The organism is Enterobacillus tribolii (assembly GCF_003363015.1).
Lineage (GTDB): Bacteria > Pseudomonadota > Gammaproteobacteria > Enterobacterales > Enterobacteriaceae > Enterobacillus > Enterobacillus tribolii.
In genome coordinates this window covers 14,192-35,733 of the sequence record NZ_QRAP01000016.1, presented here as the reverse complement: position 1 = coordinate 35,733, position 21,542 = coordinate 14,192, and the positions used below count along the sequence as shown (strand labels likewise).

Genomic DNA, 21,542 nt, shown 5'->3' with positions numbered 1-21,542 from the left:
TTCCTGCCTTACTCATCGTTGAACACTCGCTGGTGTGAATACACCCATAGCTCACGACTTTTCCGTTGATAAAAGAGGTCACTCCTGCGCGTGAATATTTTGTCATCCCGTGAGATGCGGCTTATCAACACAAAATAATCACTTTGGGAAGTTAGCCCTCCTTTGGCGACGTTAACGGCGTCTTTGAGGTGCGGATAGGCCCGATCCGTGGCCGTTAATAGTTGTTCCGGAGCACTCCACCCGAATTCCGGCGCATTGAGTAATACTTTGCGGGCATCGTCGGTACTCAATTTGTTGAGGAAGAGTGCGGCTACGAGGGGGGCTTTGTTGGGCGTTAAAAAGCTCACGTTGATTTGCAGAACCGTATTTTCCTGCACGCACAGCCAGGGCAAAAGTTTGTTATAAAGCGTGGCGCTCATGCCTTTAATTGAGCGGATTTCACTTACCGTGAACAGCGGCTGATTGGCAACAAACCGCATGGGTTTATCGCTGTAATCATCATCTTCCGCACCGTCGCGGCGCCGGATGTTGTCTTTGTCGATATAGTCCGCAATCGCATCAATCAGTGCATCAGCGTTAAGCCCCTCCACGCCGGCTTGTGCCAAAATGGCACGGAAGACGGCGACGCTATAAGGCTCTTCTTTCTGGCTATCGGTAGGCACATTCGCCAGCGCGTTGAGGTTATAACAGTCCTGCCCGCTGTACAGTTGCCAGGTGAGACGAGTGCGTTCATCAATTTCTAGCGACTGAGGCTGAGCCCAAAATTGTTCCCGGGATGTCAGCTTTGGACTGTCTTCCAGTGATTGGCGCAAAATCGCCAATGCGCGTTCTTCCGCCAGACGAAACAGCCATTGATGCTGTAAGTCCTCGCCCTGGAATTCCGTGCGTTTCAGGTTTGTCTGGAAGCGGGTCGTCATGTTTACCGCCAGCGCAGACATGATGCCGAGAAACATTAAAACCACGAGTAATGCAAAGCCTTCCTGTTTCATTGCGGCTTTACCTCCGGATTCGTGAGCGTGGCGGCGGCGGTGTCATCGGCCGGCAGAACCGTCGGCCATGGGCCGGGAAGTGGAAAGCGGCGGGTGATTGTCTGTTTATTTTTGAGGGTTAGCGTCACTTCCAGTCCGGTCGGCAGTGGCGATGAATGTGTGAAGGCCGTTTTGCCCTGCTTATTTATGTTGCGCCATTCGTTCAGGAAATAACGGAAGGTTATCGAGTCGATGTCTTCAAGGATTAAAGCGGACGCGCTTTCTTTCGTATTATCCGGGTAATAATGGATTGCACGAAACAGGGCGCCGTCTTTGAGATACCAGCGGAGGGTCTGAATGCCTGGCGCACAGCAGGTAGGCAACCTGTCGCTCCAGTTGCGTGAGGTAAACATGAGCGAATTGGCGTCGAGGGATAAAATGGCGTTTTGTGACCGGGATTGCCGTGGGACAAAGCCGTCTACATCATTGGTTAATAGGAGTATGGCGCGCTGTAATTGATTGAAACTATGGGTAATCTGCTGACTTTTCTCATTCGCCCGCAGCACGCCGGAGAGTACCAGCCAGCTCATCAGGCTTAACATGGCGAAAACCGTGATGGCGAGCAGCACTTCCAGCAGCGTAAAGCCATGTTGTGCTTCAGGGTGTCGCGGCATGACCCTTGTCCTGTACAAAAGGCGCTAAACCATGGAGCTCCACCATCTGGCCGTTTCCGGTGCTGACGCGGATGCGTTGCAGGGAGAACATACCGTCTTCATCTTTGATGATGTCGCTCACCCAGGGCCACTCATCGCCGGCCAGGGCGGTGACGCCTTGTGCCGGAAGTCTTTTCCCGTAAAGACAGGATTCCGTTAATGCATTATCGGCGACCCATAAAGCCAGCGTTCGCTGGCGAAGATTTTCCTGACCATTCAACATGCCGTTGAAGCTGTTCATTAATGCCAGCGAGGCTACGGCAAAAATAACCAACGCCAGCAAAACCTCAAGTAATGTCATACCCTCCTGACGCGATTTCACTTCAGGCTGACTCCGTTATCGTGAGCCAGCGGTAAGAACCCATTGCTGGACAGAGAAGCCAGCTCCCGTTGTGACTCCTTGTCCGTGATATACAATGAGAAAGGTGTGATCTCACCGTTCGGCAAAATGAGTATCTGGGGATGAGGGTGCGGGTCGTCTTTATCCATCATCACTTGCGGCAGTAGCATGATATTCCAGTTACTGTCCCAATTACCGTTTGATGGCAGACGGCTCTTCTCCGAAAAAGGGCGCCAGCGTGACTGTACGGATTCCAGTAACTGCCAACTGTGCTGCGTAATACTCAGGCCCAGCGGTTGCCCCCGCATGACGGACCAGTCCGATGCGTACTGCATCAGCTCGTCAAGGCGTTCCGTTTGCAGGGAAGCCTTGCTGAGCGCTCCTTGCCGATTTCCCCCCGCCGAGATGATCAACGAGGTGCTGGCGGCCAATACAACCAAAACCAGCATAATTTCCAGTAAGGTAAATCCGCTCGTTTTCTTCATGGCTTCACTTCTTCTTGTCCAGTTCCCAGTTATTGACGTCATCGGCGGTGCCGGTCTCGCCGTCCGGGCCGGAGGCAATCAGATCGTAGGAGCCATGTTCTCCCGGGTTGACCAGCACATACTCATTGCCCCAGGGGTCGGTGGGTAAGCGTTTGATATAGCCTTCAGCATTGTAATTGGCGGGAACCGGATTACTGACCGGCTTTGTCACCAGCGCCTCCAGCCCCTGCTCGGTGGTGGGATAACGATGATTGTCGAGTTTGTACATATCCAGTGCGTTCTCCAGCGCTACGATATCGCTGACGGCTTTTTGCCTGTCTGCGCGCTCTTTATTTCCCATCAGGTTGGGAACGACCAGGCTGGCGAGTATGCCAAGAATGACGATGACAACCATCAGTTCGAGCAATGTAAAACCCTGCTGCTTTTCCCTGTGTAATTCCATATGTATTTCCTTAACTGACAAGCGTATTTAACTGAAGAATTGGCTGTAATACGGAGGCGACAATGAACAGCACCACCGCAGCCATTGTGATAATCAGCGCAGGCTCGAAGAGCGCCAGCGCCAGAGAAAGACGGTTTTGCAGCAGGGTGTCCTGGTTATCCGCTGCACGAGCCATCAACTCACCGAGCTGACCGCTTTTTTCGCCGGTTGCGATCATGTAAAGCATCATGGGTGGGAATAGCCCGCTGTTTTCCAGGGCTAGATGAAAACTGTTACCCTGGCGTACGTGCTCGGCGGCGGTGAGCAGGCGATGGTGGACCTCCAGATTGATGATCCCTTCCGTCGCGATATTCATAGCGTCCAACAGAGGAACGCCGCTGGATTGCAGGATGCTCAGGGTGCGGAGATAGCGCGCGCCGTTAATCGCGCTTATCAGGCCGCGGCACAGGCGCAGCGTTAATAAAAAACGGTGAAAGCGATGGCGGTTGCCGGGGCGGCGCAACCAGAGGGTCAGGGTGATGAACGCCATGATTAATGCCATAAGCAGCCATGGCCCCCAGGTTTGCAGCCCGTTGCTGATCGCCAATAAGGTCCGGGTCGTTACAGGCAGTTGTTGTTTCATATGAATGAACTGTTCTGTGACTTTAGGAACCACGGTCGTCAGTAAAATAATCACGACGGCAACAGCGATGGTGCTCAGCATTACCGGGTAAATCAGCGCCTGCGTGAACTTCGCGCGCATTTGCTGGCGGATCTCGTTGTAATCGGCGAGTTTTTCCAGAACAAACCCCAGCCGTCCGCTTTTTTCTCCGGCTTTCACCAGCGTGCGATAAATGGGATCAAAAATGCGCGGCCAGCTCAGAAGCGCATCCGCCAGCGAATGACCGGCCAGAACTTTTTCGCGTATTTGTTGCAGAATGCGGGTGAGTTTACGGTTTTGGCACTGGCGGGCGATAACCGCCAATACCTCCTCCAGAGGTAAGGCCGCTGCGGTGAGGGTGGCGAGCTGACGCGTCACCAAAGCGAGGTCCGCACTGCTGATTTTTATGCGTGAGGTTGAGGAGAACGGCAGTGCGGCGGCATTTCTTTTCGGTGCCAGCGATTGGGGCGTCAGCCCCTGCTCTCTCAATAGCTGGCGTGCCTGACGTGGCGTGTCGGCCTCCAGGGTGCCGCGCCGGCGTTGCCCCTGTGCGTCCAGAGCCTGCCATGAGAACATCATTGTTCACCTTCCTGTGTACCGCCGTGCTGTGCGGTTACCCGGATGACTTCCTCCAGAGAGGTTTCCCCGGCCAGGACTTGTAGCAAGCCGTTTTCCAACAGCGTCCGGCTCTGCTGGCGGAAGGCGAGGGCGATATCTTGTTCACTGGCATTGTCATGGATGGCGGTGCGCATGCCGTGATCCACGATCATCAACTCATATATCGCGAGCCGCCCCTGATAACCGGAGTGACGACAGTCCGCACATCCCGTTGCCGTCCATATGTGGTCGGGTTTAGGTTGGAAGCCGGCAAACAACGCAGCATGCTGGGGTAAAAGCGGTGACGGCTTACGGCATGACGGACACAGGCGGCGAACAAGGCGCTGCGTCAGCACGCCGATCAGCGATGAAGAGAGCAGGAACGGCTCGACCGCCATGTCGCGCAAACGCGTAATTGCCCCGGCGGCGCTGTTGGTATGTAACGTTGATAAAACCAGGTGGCCGGTCAGGGATGCCTGAACGGCGATCTGTGCGGTTTCGTTATCGCGGATTTCACCCACCATCACTACGTCAGGGTCCTGGCGCAGAATCGCGCGCAGCCCACGGGCGAAAGACATATCTACCCGCGTGTTAACCTGCGTCTGGCCTATCCCTTCCAGTTCATACTCTACGGGATCTTCAACGGTAAGTATGTTGCGCTCAGGGCTGTTAAGCGCCGACAGGATTGCATAAAGCGTGGTGCTCTTTCCCGAACCGGTGGGGCCGGTAACGAGAATGATCCCGTGTGGCTGGCGGATGACCTGATCAAGACGGCGGAAATCCTGAGCGGACATACCAAGCTTATCCAGTGTTAACGTCAGGTTGTTTTTATCTAATAGGCGCAGGACCGCGCGTTCCCCGTGCTGCGAGGGTAACGTTGAGACCCGGACGTCGATATTACGTCTCCCCAGCCGGAGCGTAATGCGACCGTCCTGCGGCAACCGTTTTTCCGCGATGTCCAGCCTGGCCATGACTTTGATACGCGACAACAGGAGCGGCGCCAGTTTCCGCCCCGGCTGCAATACCGGGCGCAATACACCGTCAGTGCGAAAGCGGATGCTCAGGGAGCGTTCAAATGTTTCGATATGGATATCGGAGGCGTTTTCTTTTACCGCCTCGCTGAGTATGGCGTTGATGAGCCGGATAACCGGGGCGCTGTTGTCATCCGAAAGCAGATCTTCGTTATCCGGGATCTCTTCGGTGAGCGACATTAAGTCGACATCCTGATCCATGTCCTGAGCGATTTGCTGTGACTCCTCGCCCGATCGTTGAAACGCTTTTTCGAGATACTCTTCAAACTGTGAAGCGTTCAGACGGGAAAGAAGAACCGCGTCCGGTGAAAGGCGCAGCGCTTCCAGCATTGCCTCCAGCGAGGCGTCATCCCGGTAGATGATGCCGTCATCGGTGATAAAAAAGCCAAGCTTCTGCGCTTGTGCCCAGGTGATGAGCGGGCGGGGTAGCGGCTTTATTGCATCTGTGATTTCCATTTCACTCATTCTTTCAGCCATGAAACGGATTACGCGGCGCGGAAGAGGGGGATGTTTCCGGTTGCGTGGCTTTTTCAGCGGGGGGGAAGTTAAGCTCATCCAGCACGGGTTCTTCGCCGACGCTGATAATCCCCGGGCTTTTCTTGTCCAGCCGCTCTTTTTGCAACGCTCTGTAGCGCGAGTATTTCTCCCCTGAAATAGAGCGATAAACATCATCATCGCGGACAATGGTTGGCCGAATGAAAACCATCAGGTTGCGCTTGGCCTTATCGGTGGCGGTATAGCGAAATAGCTGGCCGATTAACGGGATGTCTCCCAGCAGAGGCACCTTGGAGACTTGCTCCTTCGTCGAGTCGTCAATCAGGCCGCCCAGCACCACGGTTTCCCCGCTCTTAACCAGCACGGCGTTTTGGATCGTTCGGGTATTGAAGGTAGGGCCGAGTGAAGATGATGTACCGCTGGATGTGTCAACGCTGGAGACTTCCTGCTCGATCTCCATCAGTACCGCATCGCCTTCATTAATTTGCGGAGTGACCTTCAGCTTGGTGCCGATGGTTTTGCGCTCAACGGTGTTAAACACGTTGTCGCCGGAGGTCGTCTGTGAGCCGGATAAAACCGGAACATCCTGCCCTACGTTGAATGAGGCTTCTTTATTGTCCAGCGTAACGATGCTGGGGGTGGAAAGAATATCGTTTTTACTGTTGGAGGAAAGCGCGCTCAACAGCACTCCCCAATCGCCGTCGAAGAACCCGGCCGCCAGTCCGTTAAAATTGCTGAGTGCGTTGTAAACCGGGTTGTCTGTACTGAGCGAACCAGATTGGTCGTACTGCTTTTTACCTGCTGCTGCGTTAAATACCGGGAGATTTGTGCCAGTGAATTGCTGCATGCCAACGTTCCTGTTAATCCATTGCACGCCCAGGTTCATTCCGCGACCATCCTGAACTTCAACGATGATAGCCTCCACCAGAACCTGAGCACGGCGGATGTCCAGCTTGGCGATAATTTTGCCCAGTTGCTGGATTTCATTGGGTTCGGCGGTAATGACCAGGGAGTTGGTTTGCTCGTCGGCAGTGATGGAAATATTGGAGCTGGCGGTTGGCAGCGCCTGTACATTGCCTTCTTTATCGCCCGCGAGTTTCTCAGATACGCCGGTCAGCACTTCGACGAGTTTGTTCGCCTTCGCATACTTGAGATAAAATACGCTGGTATTACCTTGATTCTCCTGCTCTTTATCGAGACTTGCCACCAGGTTGGCGAGGCGTTGGCGAACGTGTTGCGGGCCGCTGATGATCAGCGTATTGGTGCGTTTATCGGCGACGACTTTAGGCATTAACCACTGGGTGGTTTTGTCGCGTGTTTCTTCGCGGATGAGGTTTGAGAGGACTTCGGCCAGCTCGGTCGCTGATGCATAATGCAGCGGGATAAGCTGGCGCTGTTGATCGCCCATGACGTCGACTTTGCGAACGATCTCCAGCAGGCGGTTAACCAGCGAGGCTTTGCCCGTCAGCATTAATGCGTTGGCCGCTTCATAATGAACCACATTCCCAACGGAACTCCCTTCGGTCATTTGACGTAGCAGGGGAGCCAAATCTTTTGCCGGCACATACTGAAGCGTAACGACGCGGGTAACGATTTCGTCGCCCTTACCCGGACGTTCGGCGTTGCCGAGAAGCCCCGGCGCGTTTTTCAATGCGGCTGAACGCACCACTTTAAGCAAACCGTTATCAAGCGTAGTGACGGAAAAACCGTATATATCCAGCACGCTCAGAAAAAATTGGTAGTACCCGGCATCGTCAAATGTGTCGTAGCTGCGGACCGAGATCGTTCCCTGAACGGAAGGGTCGATAAGGATGGTCTTGCCGATGTTGTGGCTTATCGTATCGATAAACTCACGAATATCCGCATCTTTAAAGTTTGCTGTATATTGGCCGGCACTGGCGTAGCAGGTATATATTAATGATAATAGCGTCAGGTAACATATAATCCTCCTTAATCTTTTCATTGTTTTTTAGCGTCCGTGTTATTTATAAAGTCCTGCGCTGATACCGTTGCCAGAATGGGTTGCCCATTTCTTAATAGTGTGAATTCAATTGTTCTGAGCTGCTTTATTTCGTTAAGTGCTTCATTGGCTTGCTCAATATTTTCAATTATATGATTATTAATCTTTATTGCGATGTCTCCCGGTATAAGCCCTGCGGCGCGAAATACGGCTGGGGAGACTTTATTATTTAACCGAATGCCATTCGGGATATGACTCTCCGAATACACAATGGCAGGGAAAATATAATTTTCTAAACTAATGGATTGATTCTCGCTATTGGGTTGAATTAGGCTTTCATCGGATGAAGACGTACTGCTCTTTTTCTCCGTCAATGCAAGTATCTGTAGCTGACCATTATTATTAACCGTAACCTTATCAGGATCGATTTTTTGCAGGAAGACATTCTCGTACCCCTCAATTGGTTCTTCTGTCGCATAACTGCGCTGGCTGCGCTCGTTTTTCAAGATAGCCCTGGAACCTTTCACCTCGTTACTGTAGATGATTCCGGTCACTTGTATATTGATGACTTGAGCACTCTTGGTCACTACATGGGTTTCCTTTCGCTGTGCGGGGGCGTTAGTCACTCTGCTCAATGGCAGAATCAATTTCTGCTGCGGATATATATTATTAATATCATTTTCAATATTATTTTGGCTTATATCTATAATTAGAGTATTGGCGCAATAAATAATTAAGCTAATGCTCAGCAGTACAATAACCAAAGCAATGGCTCTGACTCTCTGTGCCAGCAGAAATGAAACAAGGTTATCTAACACAATATTTAATTAAACCCTCAAAAGGGACATCATATTATTATCGAGATTGCTAATGTGCAAGTTGCAGGTATGATATCTCAGCTTGAATATTTTCTCGATTACATTTTTCCATTAAAGAAACTCATGCCTATCGATGTATGAAATAGTGTATTTCAGAGTTATTATTATTGATTATGTGTTTGCGGCATTATTGCGGTGAGATGTATTATCTATATGGTATTTCCAGTGTTTACACATGAGTTTATTGAAAACTATTTACAGCAGGAATTAAAACCCGCAAGCATAATTGTTCTGTCGGGAAATCCCGGGTGTGGAAAATCAACGTTGGCGCAGCGTATTGCCGCTGAGTTTGACGGTAATGCGGTAACCTTTATCGCTTTGCGGGGGAAAAAGGACCATAGCATGTTGATGAATGCCTGCGGTGGTAATTCGCTGAATATGCAAATGGGAGATACCTGCTCATTATCCGCATTCTGGCATGACGTCTTGGGCAAAATACCTTGTGGCGAACGCAGCTGTTTAATCGTGATTGATAATGCTCACGATCTTGCGGAAATAGAACGGTTTATCGATCTATTTTACCAGGCTGCAATATATCACCCTCAAAAACCCACGCTGCTGCTGGTGGGGGACAACAGCATGAGTGACCGGAAGAAAATGCGTAAGTTGTGCCCCTCCTGGATCAGAATGCCGTCGCCCGCGACGTATGATGATGAGCGACTCCCTGCCGTACCGGGAACACACGTATCGGCGGAAAAACAAAGAATGGTTGCGAAGGTTGCGCAGCTGTCGCGGGGGAATCTGCGTTTTATGGCCGTTGCCGCGAAGGGGTTCCAACGTTATTTCTCTCATGAAGATGCTGAAAAGAAGGATGTGCGCCGGCTAACGGCAGCGGTCGTGGAGAACGTTCAATATGCTTTCCCGGCAGCGCGGCGGACGCTCGCTCTGATGGCGGGGTATGCCGTCTGCGCATTTGCACTGGGATGGATGCTGACCGGCATTTGGCGGCTGCCGGTTCCGGTGCCGCACTGGATAAGCGGGAATCCCCCGGCTATCGCAAAAAAGGCATCACCGCCGAAAATCACCGACCAGCTCTCCGACGAACGGAGCTCGATGCAGGGGCTGTTTTCTGCCTGGGGATATGAAGTGACGCGCGATGAAGCCTGGTGCGATCAGGCCGTGCGGGCCGGGCTGATTTGCCATAGCGGCGAAAACACGCTTGAACAATTATCGAAACAAGGCCTGCCATGGATTGCCCGTCTGGAAGGCGATAAACGTCCGCTTTTCGCCGTAGTCATGAGCGCTTCGCCTGATGAGCTGGATTTACTGATAAACCAGCGGATATGGACGGTTAAGCGGCACTGGTTTGAGCAAGTGTGGCACGGGCAAAACACAATTTTGTGGAAGACGGCGCCGGATGGCGCGACGCACATTGGGCGGAAAAGTGATGTGGGGCATATCATATGGCTTGATGCCATGCTCAGCAAAGCAATGAATATACCGGCAACGCCTGTGGACCGCTGGCAACCGATACTGGCCGAAAAGCTTAAGTCATTTCAGGCCAGCCATCATCTTCCTGCGGACGGTATCGCAGGGAGGATGACGCTCATCCGATTGATGCAGGTGTTGGGTGAAAGCCCGAAACTCACGTTGGAGCCGTCGGCGCAGGCAGAAAACCCGGCTAATCCGGAGAAGCCGCGATGATCAGGATTTTCGCCGAGTCGTATGCAAAAGAGTATGGATTCCCCTCCGGAAAGGCCGGACGCGGTTTCCGAATCCGAAGAACACCGTTGCGCTGGCTGGTCGTCATTATGCTGTGGGCGGTTTGGTTTTCTTCCCTTTATATAGCAGGTTTCTATGCCCGGCATTTGTGGCTGCGCTACTCGCCGCCTCCCGCTGGGCAACAACAAGAGGCCGCCCGGCCTGATTATTATCTGTCGCCGCAGCAGTACATCGCCAAAAAGCAGCCGCTACCACAAGCTGATGTGGCGAGCGATCCAGATGAAGAACTCCCCGCTCCGGAAGAGGACGCCTCAGCGAATATCGCTGAAGAGCCCGCGCCCGTAAGCGGAACAGATGATGTACTGCGGCAACGCGTCAGAGAGGCGCTGCGCATGAGCGAAAAGACGTCGTATTGATAGATCAGGGTGGCCGGGCGGTAAATGGCTACTTTTTATCCCATCCCGCTTGCATCCTGGGTTTCTATCCGTATAATACGCGGGCTTGTCGTAATTGACGGCTGGTTCTTATGAACCCCGGCAGTGCAATTTACTGCCAAACAATGTTCCCAATCGGGGAACTATGCAAGAACGATTACACTCTCCCATCAATCGTAATGGGTACGAGGAGTAATCATTTTCGTCTATAAATAATTGGAGCTCTGGTCTCATGCAGAACCAAAGAATCCGTATCCGCCTGAAAGCGTTTGATCATCGCCTGATCGATCAATCAACCGCGGAAATCGTTGAGACTGCCAAGCGCACTGGTGCGCAAGTTCGTGGTCCGATCCCGCTGCCGACCCGCAAAGAGCGCTTTACTGTTCTGATCTCTCCGCACGTTAACAAAGACGCGCGCGATCAGTACGAGATTCGCACTCACAAGCGTCTGGTTGACATCGTTGAGCCAACCGAGAAAACCGTTGATGCTCTGATGCGTCTGGATCTGGCTGCCGGTGTAGACGTGCAGATCAGCCTGGGTTAATCAGGTCATTGAACGATTGAGAGGTTGAAACAATGATTGGTTTAGTCGGTAAAAAAGTGGGTATGACCCGTATCTTCACTGAAGACGGCGTTTCTATCCCTGTAACCGTTATCGAAATTGAAGCAAACCGCGTTACCCAGGTTAAAGATCTGGCCAACGACGGTTACCGTGCTATTCAGGTTACCACCGGTGCTAAAAAAGCAAACCGCGTAACTAAGCCTGAAGCAGGTCATTTTGCTAAGGCTGGCGTTGAAGCTGGTCGCATCCTGCGTGAATTCCGTCTGTCTGAAGGCGAAGAGTTCACCGTAGGTCAGAGCATTAGCGTTGAAATTTTCGCTGACGTTAAGAAAGTTGACGTTACGGGTACTTCCAAGGGTAAAGGTTTTGCCGGCACGGTTAAGCGCTGGAACTTCCGCACTCAGGATGCGACTCACGGTAACTCCTTGTCTCACCGCGTTCCGGGTTCTATCGGTCAGAACCAGACTCCGGGCAAAGTATTCAAAGGCAAGAAGATGTCAGGTCAGCTGGGTAACGAGCGCGTAACCGTTCAGAGCCTGGACGTAGTACGTGTTGACGCTGAGCGCAACCTGCTGCTGGTTAAAGGTGCTGTCCCGGGTGCGACCGGTAGCAACCTGATCGTTAAACCGGCTGTGAAGGCGTGAGGAGATAGCAATGGAATTAGTAATGAAAGACGCGCAAGGCGCGCTGACTGTTTCCGAAACTACCTTCGGTCGTGATTTCAACGAAGCGCTGGTACACCAGGTTGTTGTTGCTTATGCAGCAGGCGCCCGTCAGGGTTCCCGTGCTCAGAAGACCCGTGCTGAAATCACTGGTTCCGGCAAAAAGCCGTGGCGCCAGAAAGGTACCGGCCGTGCGCGTTCAGGTTCTATCAAGAGCCCGATCTGGCGTTCTGGTGGCGTGACCTTCGCTGCGAAGCCGCAGGACCACAGTCAAAAAGTTAACAAAAAGATGTACCGCGGCGCGCTGAAAAGCATCCTGTCCGAACTGGTACGTCAAGATCGTCTGATCGTTGTCGAGAAGTTCTCTGTAGAAGCGCCGAAAACCAAGCTGCTGGCACAGAAACTGAAAGAAATGGCTCTGGACGACGTGCTGATCGTAACCGGCGAAGTCGACGAGAACCTGTTCCTGGCTGCGCGCAACCTGTACAAGGTTGACGTACGCGACGTAACGGGCATCGATCCGGTCAGCCTGATCGCCTTCGACAAAGTCGTTATGACTGCTGATGCTGTGAAGCAAGTTGAGGAGATGCTGGCATGATCCGTGAAGAACGTCTGCTGAAAGTACTGCGCGCGCCGCACGTTTCTGAAAAAGCGTCTATGGCGATGGAAAAAAGCAACACCATCGTTCTCAAAGTTGCCAAAGACGCGACTAAGGCAGAAATCAAAGCCGCAGTTACCAAACTGTTTGAAGTCGAAGTTGACACGGTTCGCACCCTGGTTGTTAAAGGGAAAGTGAAGCGTCACGGTCAGCGTGTTGGTCGTCGCAGCGACTGGAAAAAAGCTTACGTCACCCTGAAGGAAGGCCAGAATCTGGACTTCATCGGCGGCGCAGAGTAAGTCGGAGGAGTAAAGAACAATGGCAATTGTTAAGTGTAAACCGACATCTCCGGGTCGTCGCCACGTTGTTAAAGTGGTTAACCCTGAGCTGCACAAGGGCAAGCCGTATGCCCCGTTGCTGGAAAAGAACAGCAAAAGCGGTGGCCGTAACAACAATGGCCGCATCACTACCCGTCACATCGGTGGTGGTCACAAACAGCACTATCGTCTGGTTGACTTCAAACGCAACAAAGATGGTATCCCGGCTGTTGTAGAGCGTCTGGAGTACGATCCGAACCGTTCCGCGAATATCGCGCTGGTTCTGTACAAAGACGGCGAGCGTCGTTACATCCTGGCCCCGAAAGGCCTGAAAGCTGGCGACCAGATTCAGTCTGGCGTTGATGCTGCCATCAAACCGGGCAACTCCCTGCCGATGCGCAATATTCCGGTTGGTTCCACCGTTCATAACGTGGAAATGAAGCCGGGTAAAGGCGGTCAGCTGGCTCGTTCAGCCGGTACTTACGTACAGATCGTTGCTCGTGAAGGCTCTTATGTCACCCTGCGTCTGCGCTCCGGCGAAATGCGCAAGGTGCCTTCTGACTGCCGTGCAACGCTGGGCGAAGTAGGCAACTCTGAGCATATGCTGCGCGTACTGGGTAAAGCTGGTGCAAGCCGCTGGCGTGGTATTCGTCCGACCGTTCGTGGTACTGCCATGAACCCGGTGGATCACCCGCATGGTGGTGGTGAAGGTCGTAACTTTGGTAAGCACCCGGTAACGCCGTGGGGCATTCAGACCAAAGGTAAGAAGACTCGCAGCAACAAGCGTACTGATAAATTCATCGTACGTCGCCGTAGCAAAAAATAATTTTAGAGGATAAGCCATGCCACGTTCTCTCAAGAAAGGTCCTTTTATTGACCTGCACTTGCTGAAGAAGGTAGAGAAAGCGGTGGAAAGCGGAGACAAGAAGCCTATTAAGACTTGGTCCCGTCGTTCAACGATCTTTCCCAACATGATCGGTTTGACCATCGCTGTCCATAATGGTCGTCAGCACGTTCCTGTTTTTGTCGCCGATGAAATGGTCGGTCACAAACTGGGTGAATTCGCGCCGACTCGTACTTATCGCGGCCACGCGGCTGATAAAAAAGCCAAGAAGAAATAAGGTAGGAGGAAGAGATGGAAACTATCGCTAAACATCGCCATGCTCGTTCTTCTGCTCAGAAGGTTCGCCTGGTGGCTGACCTCGTTCGCGGTAAGAAAGTGTCGCAAGCTCTGGAAATTCTGACCTACACCAACAAGAAAGCTGCTGGTCTGGTTAAGAAGGTACTTGAGTCTGCTATTGCTAACGCAGAGCACAACGATGGCGCTGACATCGATGATCTGAAAGTTGCGAAGATTTTCGTCGACGAAGGCCCGAGCATGAAGCGCATTATGCCGCGTGCAAAAGGTCGTGCGGATCGCATCCTGAAGCGCACCAGCCACATTACTGTGGTTGTGTCCGATCGCTGAGACTCTGGAGACTAGCAATGGGTCAGAAAGTACATCCTAATGGTATTCGCCTGGGTATTGTCAAACCTTGGAACTCTACCTGGTACGCGAATACTAAAGAATTCGCTGACAACCTGGACAGCGATTTTAAAGTTCGCCAGTACCTGAACAAGGAACTGGAAAAAGCGTCTGTTTCTCGCATCGTTATCGAGCGTCCGGCCAAGAGCATCCGTGTGACCATTCACACTGCTCGCCCGGGTATCGTTATCGGTAAGAAAGGCGAAGACGTAGAAAAACTGCGTAAGGTCGTCGCGGACATCGCGGGCGTGCCGGCGCAAATCAACATCGCCGAAGTTCGTAAGCCGGAACTGGACGCTAAACTGGTTGCTGACAGCATCACTTCTCAGCTGGAGCGTCGTGTGATGTTCCGTCGTGCTATGAAGCGTGCGGTACAGAACGCCATGCGTCTGGGCGCTAAAGGTATTAAAGTTGAAGTCAGTGGCCGCCTGGGCGGCGCCGAGATCGCACGTACCGAATGGTACCGTGAAGGTCGCGTTCCGTTGCACACGCTGCGTGCGGACATCGACTACAACACCTCTGAAGCGCACACCACTTACGGTGTAATCGGCGTTAAGGTATGGATCTTCAAAGGTGAGATCCTGGGTGGTATGGCTGCTGTTGAACAACCGGAAAAACCGGCTGCTCAACCGAAAAAGCAGCAGCGTAAAGGCCGTAAGTAAGGAGAGTCGCTGATGTTACAACCAAAGCGTACAAAATTCCGTAAAGTGCACAAAGGCCGTAACCGTGGCCTGGCTGCCGGTGCGGATGTGAGCTTCGGCACTTTCGGTCTGAAAGCTGTTGGCCGTGGCCGTCTGACTGCTCGCCAAATCGAAGCAGCGCGTCGTGCGATGACTCGTGCGGTTAAGCGTCAGGGTAAGATCTGGATCCGTGTGTTCCCGGACAAGCCGATCACCGAGAAGCCGCTGGAAGTTCGTATGGGTAAAGGTAAAGGTAACGTGGAGTATTGGGTTGCCTTGATTCAGCCGGGTAAAGTCCTGTACGAAATGGATGGCGTGCCTGAAGAGCTGGCCCGTGAGGCCTTCAAGCTGGCAGCAGCGAAACTGCCGATCAAAACCACCTTTGTAACTAAGACGGTGATGTAATGAAAGCAAAAGAGCTGCGTGAGAAAAGCGTTGAAGAGCTGAACGCCGAGCTGTTGAACCTGCTGCGCGAACAGTTCAACCTGCGCATGCAGGCCGCAAGCGGCCAGCTGCAACAATCTCACCTGTTGAAGCAAGTGCGTCGTAACGTCGCACGCGTTAAGACTTTACTGACTGAGAAGGCGGGTGCGTAATGACTGATAATATCCGTACTCTGCAAGGTCGCGTAGTCAGCAACAAAATGGAGAAATCCATCGTTGTTGCGATCGAGCGTATGGTGAAGCACCCGATTTACGGTAAATTCATCAAGCGTACGACCAAAATGCACGTACACGACGAGAACAATGAATGCGGTATCGGCGACGTTGTAGAAATCAGCGAATGCCGTCCGCTGTCCAAGACCAAGTCCTGGACGCTGGTTCGCGTTGTAGAGAAAGCGATTCTGTAATACAGTAAGCGCTTTCAAAATAAGATAAACGGCTCAGCTACTGGGCCGTTTATTTTTTCTACCCATAATCTGGATGCGGTGTTATAATGCTGCGCCCTTAATTGTGGGGGTATTTTAACGACCCATTCCGGGTCATGAAGTAGTAGTTGACATTAGCGGAGCACTGAAATGATCCAAGAACAGACTATGCTGAACGTCGCCGACAACTCCGGTGCACGTCGCGTAATGTGTATCAAGGTTCTGGGTGGCTCGCACCGTCGCTACGCAGGCGTCGGCGACATCATCAAGATCACCATCAAGGAAGCAATTCCGCGTGGTAAGGTGAAGAAAGGCGATGTGCTGAAGGCGGTGGTGGTGCGCACCAGGAAGGGTGTTCGTCGCCCTGACGGTTCTGTCGTTCGCTTCGACGGCAATGCTTGTGTACTGTTGAACAACAACAGTGAGCAGCCGATCGGTACGCGTATTTTTGGGCCGGTAACTCGTGAGCTTCGTTCTGAGAAGTTCATGAAAATTATCTCCCTGGCACCAGAAGTACTTTAAGGAGCGAATCCATGGCAGCGAAAATCCGTCGTGATGACGAAGTTATCGTGCTGACCGGCAAAGATAAAGGCAAGCGCGGTAAAGTTAAGAGTGTCCTGTCTTCTGGTAAGGTCATTGTTGAAGGTATCAACCTGGTTAAAAAACATCAGAAGCCGGTTCCGGCCCTGAACCAACCGGGTGGCATCGTTGAAAAAGAAGCCGCTATTCAGGTTTCTAACGTTGCAATCTTCAATGCGGCTACCGGCAAGGCTGACCGTGTAGGCTTCCGGTTTGAAGACGGCAAAAAAGTCCGTTTCTTCAAATCTAACAGCGAAACTATTAAGTAATTTGGAGTAGTACGATGGCGAAACTGCATGATTACTACAAAGACGAAGTAGTCAAACAGCTGATGACTCAGTTTGGCTACCATTCTGTCATGCAAGTCCCTCGGGTCGAGAAGATCACCCTGAACATGGGTGTTGGTGAAGCGATCGCTGACAAGAAACTGCTGGATAACGCAGCAGCTGATCTGGCAGCAATCTCCGGTCAAAAGCCGTTGATCACCAAAGCACGCAAATCTGTTGCAGGCTTCAAAATCCGCCAGGGCTATCCGATCGGCTGTAAAGTAACTCTGCGTGGCGAACGCATGTGGGAGTTCTTTGAGCGTCTGATTTCTATTGCTGTACCGCGTGTCCGTGACTTCCGTGGCCTGTCCGCTAAGTCCTTTGACGGTCGTGGTAACTACAGCATGGGTGTGCGTGAGCAGATCATTTTCCCGGAAATCGACTATGACAAAGTCGATCGCGTACGTGGTTTGGATATTACCATTACCACCACAGCGAATTCCGATGAAGAAGGTCGTGCGCTGCTGACCGCGTTCAACTTCCCGTTCCGCAAGTAAGGGTTACTAATGGCTAAGCAATCCATGAAAGCGCGTGAAGTTAAGCGCGTGAAATTAGCTGATAAGTTCTTTGCTAAACGCGTTGAACTGAAAGCGATCATCTCTGATACGAATGCTTCTGACGAAGATCGTTGGAACGCTGTTCTTAAGCTGCAGACTCTGCCGCGTGATTCCAGCCCGAGCCGTCAGCGTAACCGCTGCCGCCAAACTGGCCGTCCGCACGCTTTCCTGCGTAAGTTCGGGTTGAGCCGTATTAAGGTCCGTGAAGCCGCTATGCGCGGTGAAATCCCGGGTCTGAAGAAGGCTAGCTGGTAATTGTCACCAATTGAATCACGGGAGTAAAGACAGATGAGCATGCAAGATCCGATCGCGGATATGCTGACCCGTATCCGTAACGGTCAGGCCGCGAACAAAGTTGCGGTCACCATGCCTTCCTCCAAGCTGAAAGTGGCAATTGCCAACGTGCTGAAGGAAGAAGGTTTTATTGAAGAATTCAAGATTGAAGGCGACACCAAGCCTGTTCTGGAACTGGTACTGAAGTACTTCCAGGGCAAGCCGGTGGTAGAAAGCATTCAGCGTATCAGCCGCCCTGGTCTGCGCATCTATAAGAAAAAAGATGAGCTGCCGAAAGTTATGGCCGGTCTGGGTATCGCAGTTGTTTCTACCTCTAAAGGTGTTATGACTGATCGTGCAGCTCGCCAGGCTGGTCTGGGTGGCGAGATTATCTGCTACGTAGCTTAATCCGGAGGAAAGAATGTCTCGTGTTGCTAAAGCACCCGTCGTCGTTCCTGCCGGCGTAGAGGTAAAACTCAACGGTCAGGTAGTTACGATTAAAGGTAAAAATGGCGAGCTGTCTCGCACTATCCATGAAGCTGTTGAAGTGAAGCATGCTGAAAACGCATTGACCTTTGCTCCGCGCGAAGGCTTTGTGAACGCATGGGCCCAGGCGGGTACCACGCGTGCGCTGCTGAACGCAATGGTGATCGGTGTTACCGAAGGCTTCACCAAAAAGCTTCAACTGGTAGGTGTTGGTTATCGTGCCGCGGTCAAAGGTAATGTAGTAAACCTGTCTCTGGGTTTCTCTCACCCGATCGATCACGAACTGCCGGCAGGCATCACCGCTGAATGTCCGTCTCAGACTGAAATCGTGCTGAAAGGCGCTGATAAGCAGCTGATCGGTCAAGTTGCGGCTAACCTGCGCGCTTACCGTCGTCCTGAGCCTTACAAAGGCAAAGGTGTTCGTTACGCCGACGAAGTCGTGCGTACCAAAGAGGCTAAGAAGAAGTAAGGTAACACTATGGATAAGAAATCTGCTCGTATCCGTCGTGCGACCCGCGCACGCCGCAAGCTCAAAGAGCTGGGTGCTACTCGCCTGGTGGTACATCGTACCCCGCGTCATATTTACGCACAGGTAATTGCACCGAATGGTTCTGAAATTCTGGTTGCCGCTTCTACTGTAGAAAAAGCAATCAGTGAACAGCTGAAATACACCGGAAACAAAGACGCCGCTGCCGCAGTAGGTAAAGCTATTGCCGAGCGTGCTCTGGAAAAAGGCATCAAAGACGTTTCTTTTGATCGCTCTGGTTTCCAATATCATGGTCGTGTCCAGGCACTGGCAGATGCTGCCCGTGAAGCTGGCCTTCAGTTCTAAGGTAGAGGTGTAAGATGGCTCACATCGAAAAACAAGCTGGCGAACTGCAGGAAAAGCTGATCGCGGTAAATCGCGTATCTAAAACCGTTAAGGGTGGTCGTATTTTCTCCTTCACAGCTCTGACTGTAGTAGGCGATGGTAACGGTCGCGTTGGTTTTGGTTACGGTAAAGCGCGTGAAGTTCCGGCAGCGATCCAGAAAGCGATGGAAAAAGCCCGTCGCAACATGATGAACGTCGCGCTGAACAGCGGTACTCTGCAGCACCCGGTTAAAGGTGCTCACACGGGTTCCCGCGTATTCATGCAGCCGGCTTCCGAAGGTACCGGTATCATCGCCGGTGGTGCAATGCGCGCCGTCCTGGAAGTCGCTGGGGTACATAACGTTCTGGCTAAGGCATATGGTTCCACCAACCCGATCAACGTGGTTCGTGCGACTATCGATGGCCTGGCCAGCATGAAATCCCCGGAAATGGTCGCTGCCAAGCGTGGTAAAACCGTCGAAGAAATTCTGGGGTAACAGACCATGGCAAAGACTATTAAAATTACTCAAACCCGCAGTGCGATCGGTCGTTTGCCGAAGCATAAGGCAACGCTGCTTGGCCTGGGTCTGCGTCGTATTGGCCACACCGTAGAGCGCGAGGATACTCCTGCTGTTCGCGGTATGGTTAACGCGATTTCATTCATGGTTAAAGTTGAGGAGTAAGAGATGCGTTTAAATACTCTGTCTCCGGCCGAAGGGTCCAAGCACGCTTCCAAGCGTCTGGGTCGTGGTATCGGTTCTGGCCTGGGTAAAACCGGCGGCCGTGGTCACAAAGGTCAGAAGTCTCGTTCTGGCGGTGGCGTACGTCGTGGTTTTGAAGGCGGCCAGATGCCGTTATATCGTCGTCTGCCGAAATTCGGCTTCACCTCCCGCAAGGCAATGGTTACGGCAGAAATTCGTCTGTCTGACCTGGCCCGCATGGAAGGCGACGTTATCGACCTGAACGCGCTGAAAGCAGCTAACGTAATCGGCCCGCAGATTGAATTTGCTAAGATCATGCTGTCTGGCGAAATCAATCGCGCTGTGACCGTTCGTGGCCTGCGTGTGACCAAAGGTGCTCGCGCTGCTATCGAAGCTGCTGGCGGTAAAATTGAGGAATAAGTAGCAGATGGCTAAGCAACCAGGATTAGATTTTCAGAGTGCCAAAGGTGGTGTTGGCGAACTCAAGCGCAGACTGTTGTTTGTGATTGGGGCGCTGATTGTATTCCGTATTGGCTCTTTTATTCCGATCCCTGGTATTGATGCCACTGTACTTGCCAAACTGCTTGAGCAGCAGAGAGGCACCATCATTGAAATGTTCAACATGTTCTCTGGTGGTGCTCTCAGCCGTGCTTCTATCTTTGCACTGGGTATCATGCCGTATATTTCGGCATCAATTATTATCCAGTTGCTGACGGTGGTTCATCCGGCGTTAGCGGAGATTAAGAAAGAAGGGGAGGCTGGCCGTCGTAAGATTAGTCAGTATACCCGTTACGGCACGCTGGTATTAGCCATATTTCAGTCGATCGGTATTGCTACCGGTCTGCCGAATATGCCGGGAATGCAAGGTCTGGTGATTAATCCGGGCTTTGCTTTCTACTTCACTGCGGTAGTGAGCCTGGTTACCGGGACGATGTTCCTGATGTGGCTGGGTGAGCAGATAACTGAACGGGGTATCGGTAACGGTATTTCAATCATTATCTTCGCGGGGATTGTGGCGGGTTTACCGCCGGCAATTGGCCATACTATTGAGCAGGCGCGGCAAGGCGACCTGCACTTCCTCCTGTTGCTGTTGGTTGCAGTTTTGGTGTTCGCGGTAACCTTCTTCGTTGTTTTCGTAGAGCGTGGTCAGCGTCGTATCGTTGTTAACTACGCCAAGCGTCAGCAAGGTCGTCGTGTTTACGCGGCACAGAGCACACATTTACCGTTGAAAGTGAATATGGCGGGTGTTATCCCGGCAATTTTTGCTTCCAGCATTATTCTGTTCCCGGCGACCATCGCGTCATGGTTCGGGGGCGGTACCGGTTGGAACTGGCTGACTACAATTTCGCTGTATTTGCAGCCTGGGCAACCGCTTTATGTGTTACTCTATGCGTCTGCAATCATCTTCTTCTGTTTCTTCTACACGGCGTTGGTTTTCAACCCGCGTGAAACAGCGGATAACCTGAAGAAGTCCGGGGCATTCGTACCTGGGATTCGTCCGGGAGAGCAAACGGCGAAGTATATCGATAAGGTTATGACGCGTCTGACTCTGATTGGCGCCTTGTATATTACCTTTATCTGCCTGATCCCGGAGTTCATGCGTGATGCCATGAAAGTACCTTTCTATTTTGGTGGTACTTCACTGCTCATCGTGGTTGTCGTCATCATGGACTTTATGGCTCAAGTGCAAACTCTGATGATGTCCAGTCAGTATGAGTCTGCATTGAAGAAAGCGAACCTGAAAGGCTTCGGCCGTTAATGTTCGTCTGAGAAGTTACGGAGAGTAAAAATGAAAGTTCGTGCTTCCGTCAAGAAATTATGTCGTAACTGCAAAATCGTTAAGCGTAACGGTGTAGTTCGTGTGATTTGCAGCGCCGAGCCGAAGCATAAACAGCGTCAAGGCTGATTTATCT

Annotated in this window: 34 protein-coding genes; 25 read left to right on the top strand and 9 right to left on the bottom strand. The window is 52.1% G+C overall.

What is annotated here, in order from left to right:
• Window positions 1-8: 8 nt before the first annotated feature.
• Genes gspK through C8D90_RS21070 form a run of 9 tightly spaced genes read right to left on the bottom strand, consistent with a single transcriptional unit; the run spans window position 9 to window position 8,489 of the window.
• Entirely contained in the window at window positions 9-989 is a 981-nt protein-coding gene (gene gspK / locus C8D90_RS21110; RefSeq protein ID WP_115460441.1) for a type II secretion system minor pseudopilin GspK, read from the bottom strand.
• A complete protein-coding gene (gene gspJ, locus C8D90_RS21105; protein ID WP_115460440.1) occupies window positions 986-1,642 on the bottom strand; it encodes a type II secretion system minor pseudopilin GspJ in 657 nt (218 codons plus the stop codon). Before gspJ ends, gspK begins: the two co-directional genes overlap by 4 nt.
• Complete coding sequence (gene gspI / locus C8D90_RS21100; protein ID WP_115460439.1) at window positions 1,626-2,003, bottom strand: type II secretion system minor pseudopilin GspI; 378 nt, start codon at window positions 2,001-2,003, stop codon at window positions 1,626-1,628. The genes gspJ and gspI overlap by 17 nt, the downstream gene beginning before the upstream one ends.
• Window positions 2,000-2,506, bottom strand: a complete 507-nt coding sequence (gene gspH / locus C8D90_RS21095) for a type II secretion system minor pseudopilin GspH (RefSeq protein ID WP_162844442.1) — start codon at window positions 2,504-2,506, stop codon at window positions 2,000-2,002. The genes gspI and gspH overlap by 4 nt, the downstream gene beginning before the upstream one ends.
• Window positions 2,507-2,510: 4 nt before the next feature.
• Window positions 2,511-2,948 (bottom strand): type II secretion system major pseudopilin GspG, encoded by a 438-nt coding sequence (gspG, locus tag C8D90_RS21090; RefSeq protein WP_115460437.1) that lies wholly within the window; start codon window positions 2,946-2,948, stop codon window positions 2,511-2,513.
• A 10-nt stretch (window positions 2,949-2,958) separates the two neighbouring features.
• A complete protein-coding gene (gene gspF, locus C8D90_RS21085) occupies window positions 2,959-4,167 on the bottom strand; it encodes a type II secretion system inner membrane protein GspF (protein ID WP_115460436.1) in 1,209 nt (402 codons plus the stop codon).
• Window positions 4,164-5,672: a type II secretion system ATPase GspE gene (gspE, locus tag C8D90_RS21080; RefSeq protein ID WP_230473073.1), complete on the bottom strand. Its 1,509-nt coding sequence runs from the start codon at window positions 5,670-5,672 to the stop codon at window positions 4,164-4,166. Before gspE ends, gspF begins: the two co-directional genes overlap by 4 nt.
• A gap of 13 nt (window positions 5,673-5,685) precedes the next feature.
• Window positions 5,686-7,674, bottom strand: a complete 1,989-nt coding sequence (gene gspD / locus C8D90_RS21075; RefSeq protein WP_115460434.1) for a type II secretion system secretin GspD — start codon at window positions 7,672-7,674, stop codon at window positions 5,686-5,688.
• The gene (locus C8D90_RS21070) at window positions 7,671-8,489 is read right to left on the bottom strand and encodes a type II secretion system protein N (protein ID WP_162844441.1); all 819 of its coding nucleotides are present in this window, start codon (window positions 8,487-8,489) and stop codon (window positions 7,671-7,673) included. Before C8D90_RS21070 ends, gspD begins: the two co-directional genes overlap by 4 nt.
• Before the next feature lie 195 nt (window positions 8,490-8,684).
• On the opposite strand from C8D90_RS21070, the gene C8D90_RS21065 reads away from it, so the two are divergent.
• The 25 genes from C8D90_RS21065 to rpmJ all read left to right on the top strand — a co-directional run bounded on the left by C8D90_RS21065 (window position 8,685) and on the right by rpmJ (window position 21,535).
• Entirely contained in the window at window positions 8,685-10,193 is a 1,509-nt protein-coding gene (locus C8D90_RS21065) for an AAA family ATPase (protein ID WP_147291393.1), read from the top strand.
• A complete protein-coding gene (locus C8D90_RS21060) occupies window positions 10,190-10,627 on the top strand; it encodes a hypothetical protein (RefSeq protein WP_115460431.1) in 438 nt (145 codons plus the stop codon). Before C8D90_RS21065 ends, C8D90_RS21060 begins: the two co-directional genes overlap by 4 nt.
• Window positions 10,628-10,877: 250 nt before the next feature.
• Window positions 10,878-11,189 carry a 30S ribosomal protein S10 gene (gene rpsJ, locus C8D90_RS21055; RefSeq protein ID WP_001181005.1) on the top strand — a complete coding sequence of 104 codons (312 nt, stop codon included), beginning with the start codon at window positions 10,878-10,880 and terminating at the stop codon, window positions 11,187-11,189.
• Window positions 11,190-11,221: 32 nt separating this feature from the next.
• A complete protein-coding gene (gene rplC, locus C8D90_RS21050) occupies window positions 11,222-11,851 on the top strand; it encodes a 50S ribosomal protein L3 (protein ID WP_115460430.1) in 630 nt (209 codons plus the stop codon).
• 10 nt (window positions 11,852-11,861) lie between these two features.
• Window positions 11,862-12,467, top strand: coding sequence for a 50S ribosomal protein L4 (gene rplD / locus C8D90_RS21045; protein ID WP_115460429.1), 606 nt, complete (start codon window positions 11,862-11,864; stop codon window positions 12,465-12,467).
• Window positions 12,464-12,766: a 50S ribosomal protein L23 gene (gene rplW / locus C8D90_RS21040; RefSeq protein ID WP_115460428.1), complete on the top strand. Its 303-nt coding sequence runs from the start codon at window positions 12,464-12,466 to the stop codon at window positions 12,764-12,766. The genes rplD and rplW overlap by 4 nt, the downstream gene beginning before the upstream one ends.
• Window positions 12,767-12,785: 19 nt before the next feature.
• Window positions 12,786-13,610, top strand: a complete 825-nt coding sequence (gene rplB / locus C8D90_RS21035; protein WP_115460427.1) for a 50S ribosomal protein L2 — start codon at window positions 12,786-12,788, stop codon at window positions 13,608-13,610.
• Window positions 13,611-13,626: 16 nt separating this feature from the next.
• Window positions 13,627-13,905, top strand: coding sequence for a 30S ribosomal protein S19 (gene rpsS / locus C8D90_RS21030; protein WP_115460426.1), 279 nt, complete (start codon window positions 13,627-13,629; stop codon window positions 13,903-13,905).
• A 14-nt stretch (window positions 13,906-13,919) separates the two neighbouring features.
• On the top strand, window positions 13,920-14,252 hold the full coding sequence (gene rplV / locus C8D90_RS21025) for a 50S ribosomal protein L22 (protein ID WP_115460425.1): 333 nt from the start codon (window positions 13,920-13,922) through the stop codon (window positions 14,250-14,252).
• Window positions 14,253-14,269: 17 nt separating this feature from the next.
• Window positions 14,270-14,971 carry a 30S ribosomal protein S3 gene (gene rpsC, locus C8D90_RS21020; protein ID WP_115460424.1) on the top strand — a complete coding sequence of 234 codons (702 nt, stop codon included), beginning with the start codon at window positions 14,270-14,272 and terminating at the stop codon, window positions 14,969-14,971.
• A 12-nt stretch (window positions 14,972-14,983) separates the two neighbouring features.
• Entirely contained in the window at window positions 14,984-15,394 is a 411-nt protein-coding gene (gene rplP / locus C8D90_RS21015; protein WP_099140432.1) for a 50S ribosomal protein L16, read from the top strand.
• Window positions 15,394-15,585, top strand: coding sequence for a 50S ribosomal protein L29 (gene rpmC / locus C8D90_RS21010; protein ID WP_115460423.1), 192 nt, complete (start codon window positions 15,394-15,396; stop codon window positions 15,583-15,585). The genes rplP and rpmC overlap by 1 nt, the downstream gene beginning before the upstream one ends.
• Window positions 15,585-15,839 (top strand): 30S ribosomal protein S17, encoded by a 255-nt coding sequence (gene rpsQ / locus C8D90_RS21005; RefSeq protein WP_115460422.1) that lies wholly within the window; start codon window positions 15,585-15,587, stop codon window positions 15,837-15,839. The genes rpmC and rpsQ overlap by 1 nt, the downstream gene beginning before the upstream one ends.
• A 168-nt stretch (window positions 15,840-16,007) precedes the next feature.
• Window positions 16,008-16,379 carry a 50S ribosomal protein L14 gene (rplN, locus tag C8D90_RS21000; protein ID WP_035344535.1) on the top strand — a complete coding sequence of 124 codons (372 nt, stop codon included), beginning with the start codon at window positions 16,008-16,010 and terminating at the stop codon, window positions 16,377-16,379.
• Window positions 16,380-16,390: 11 nt separating this feature from the next.
• On the top strand, window positions 16,391-16,705 hold the full coding sequence (gene rplX / locus C8D90_RS20995) for a 50S ribosomal protein L24 (protein WP_089552836.1): 315 nt from the start codon (window positions 16,391-16,393) through the stop codon (window positions 16,703-16,705).
• Between the two features lie 14 nt (window positions 16,706-16,719).
• A complete protein-coding gene (gene rplE / locus C8D90_RS20990) occupies window positions 16,720-17,259 on the top strand; it encodes a 50S ribosomal protein L5 (RefSeq protein WP_115460421.1) in 540 nt (179 codons plus the stop codon).
• Window positions 17,260-17,268: 9 nt separating this feature from the next.
• Window positions 17,269-17,574 (top strand): 30S ribosomal protein S14, encoded by a 306-nt coding sequence (gene rpsN / locus C8D90_RS20985; RefSeq protein ID WP_115460420.1) that lies wholly within the window; start codon window positions 17,269-17,271, stop codon window positions 17,572-17,574.
• A gap of 33 nt (window positions 17,575-17,607) precedes the next feature.
• Window positions 17,608-18,000: a 30S ribosomal protein S8 gene (gene rpsH / locus C8D90_RS20980; protein WP_115460419.1), complete on the top strand. Its 393-nt coding sequence runs from the start codon at window positions 17,608-17,610 to the stop codon at window positions 17,998-18,000.
• 13 nt (window positions 18,001-18,013) lie between these two features.
• A complete protein-coding gene (gene rplF / locus C8D90_RS20975; protein ID WP_115460418.1) occupies window positions 18,014-18,547 on the top strand; it encodes a 50S ribosomal protein L6 in 534 nt (177 codons plus the stop codon).
• 9 nt (window positions 18,548-18,556) lie between these two features.
• On the top strand, window positions 18,557-18,910 hold the full coding sequence (gene rplR, locus C8D90_RS20970) for a 50S ribosomal protein L18 (protein ID WP_115460417.1): 354 nt from the start codon (window positions 18,557-18,559) through the stop codon (window positions 18,908-18,910).
• Between the two features lie 14 nt (window positions 18,911-18,924).
• The gene (gene rpsE / locus C8D90_RS20965) at window positions 18,925-19,425 is read left to right on the top strand and encodes a 30S ribosomal protein S5 (protein ID WP_115460416.1); all 501 of its coding nucleotides are present in this window, start codon (window positions 18,925-18,927) and stop codon (window positions 19,423-19,425) included.
• Window positions 19,426-19,431: 6 nt separating this feature from the next.
• Window positions 19,432-19,611: a 50S ribosomal protein L30 gene (gene rpmD, locus C8D90_RS20960; protein ID WP_103821895.1), complete on the top strand. Its 180-nt coding sequence runs from the start codon at window positions 19,432-19,434 to the stop codon at window positions 19,609-19,611.
• Window positions 19,612-19,614: 3 nt separating this feature from the next.
• Window positions 19,615-20,049 carry a 50S ribosomal protein L15 gene (gene rplO / locus C8D90_RS20955; protein WP_115460415.1) on the top strand — a complete coding sequence of 145 codons (435 nt, stop codon included), beginning with the start codon at window positions 19,615-19,617 and terminating at the stop codon, window positions 20,047-20,049.
• A gap of 7 nt (window positions 20,050-20,056) precedes the next feature.
• Window positions 20,057-21,388: a preprotein translocase subunit SecY gene (secY, locus tag C8D90_RS20950; RefSeq protein WP_115460414.1), complete on the top strand. Its 1,332-nt coding sequence runs from the start codon at window positions 20,057-20,059 to the stop codon at window positions 21,386-21,388.
• Window positions 21,389-21,418: 30 nt separating this feature from the next.
• Entirely contained in the window at window positions 21,419-21,535 is a 117-nt protein-coding gene (gene rpmJ, locus C8D90_RS20945; protein WP_002227352.1) for a 50S ribosomal protein L36, read from the top strand.
• Window positions 21,536-21,542 lie beyond the last annotated feature (7 nt).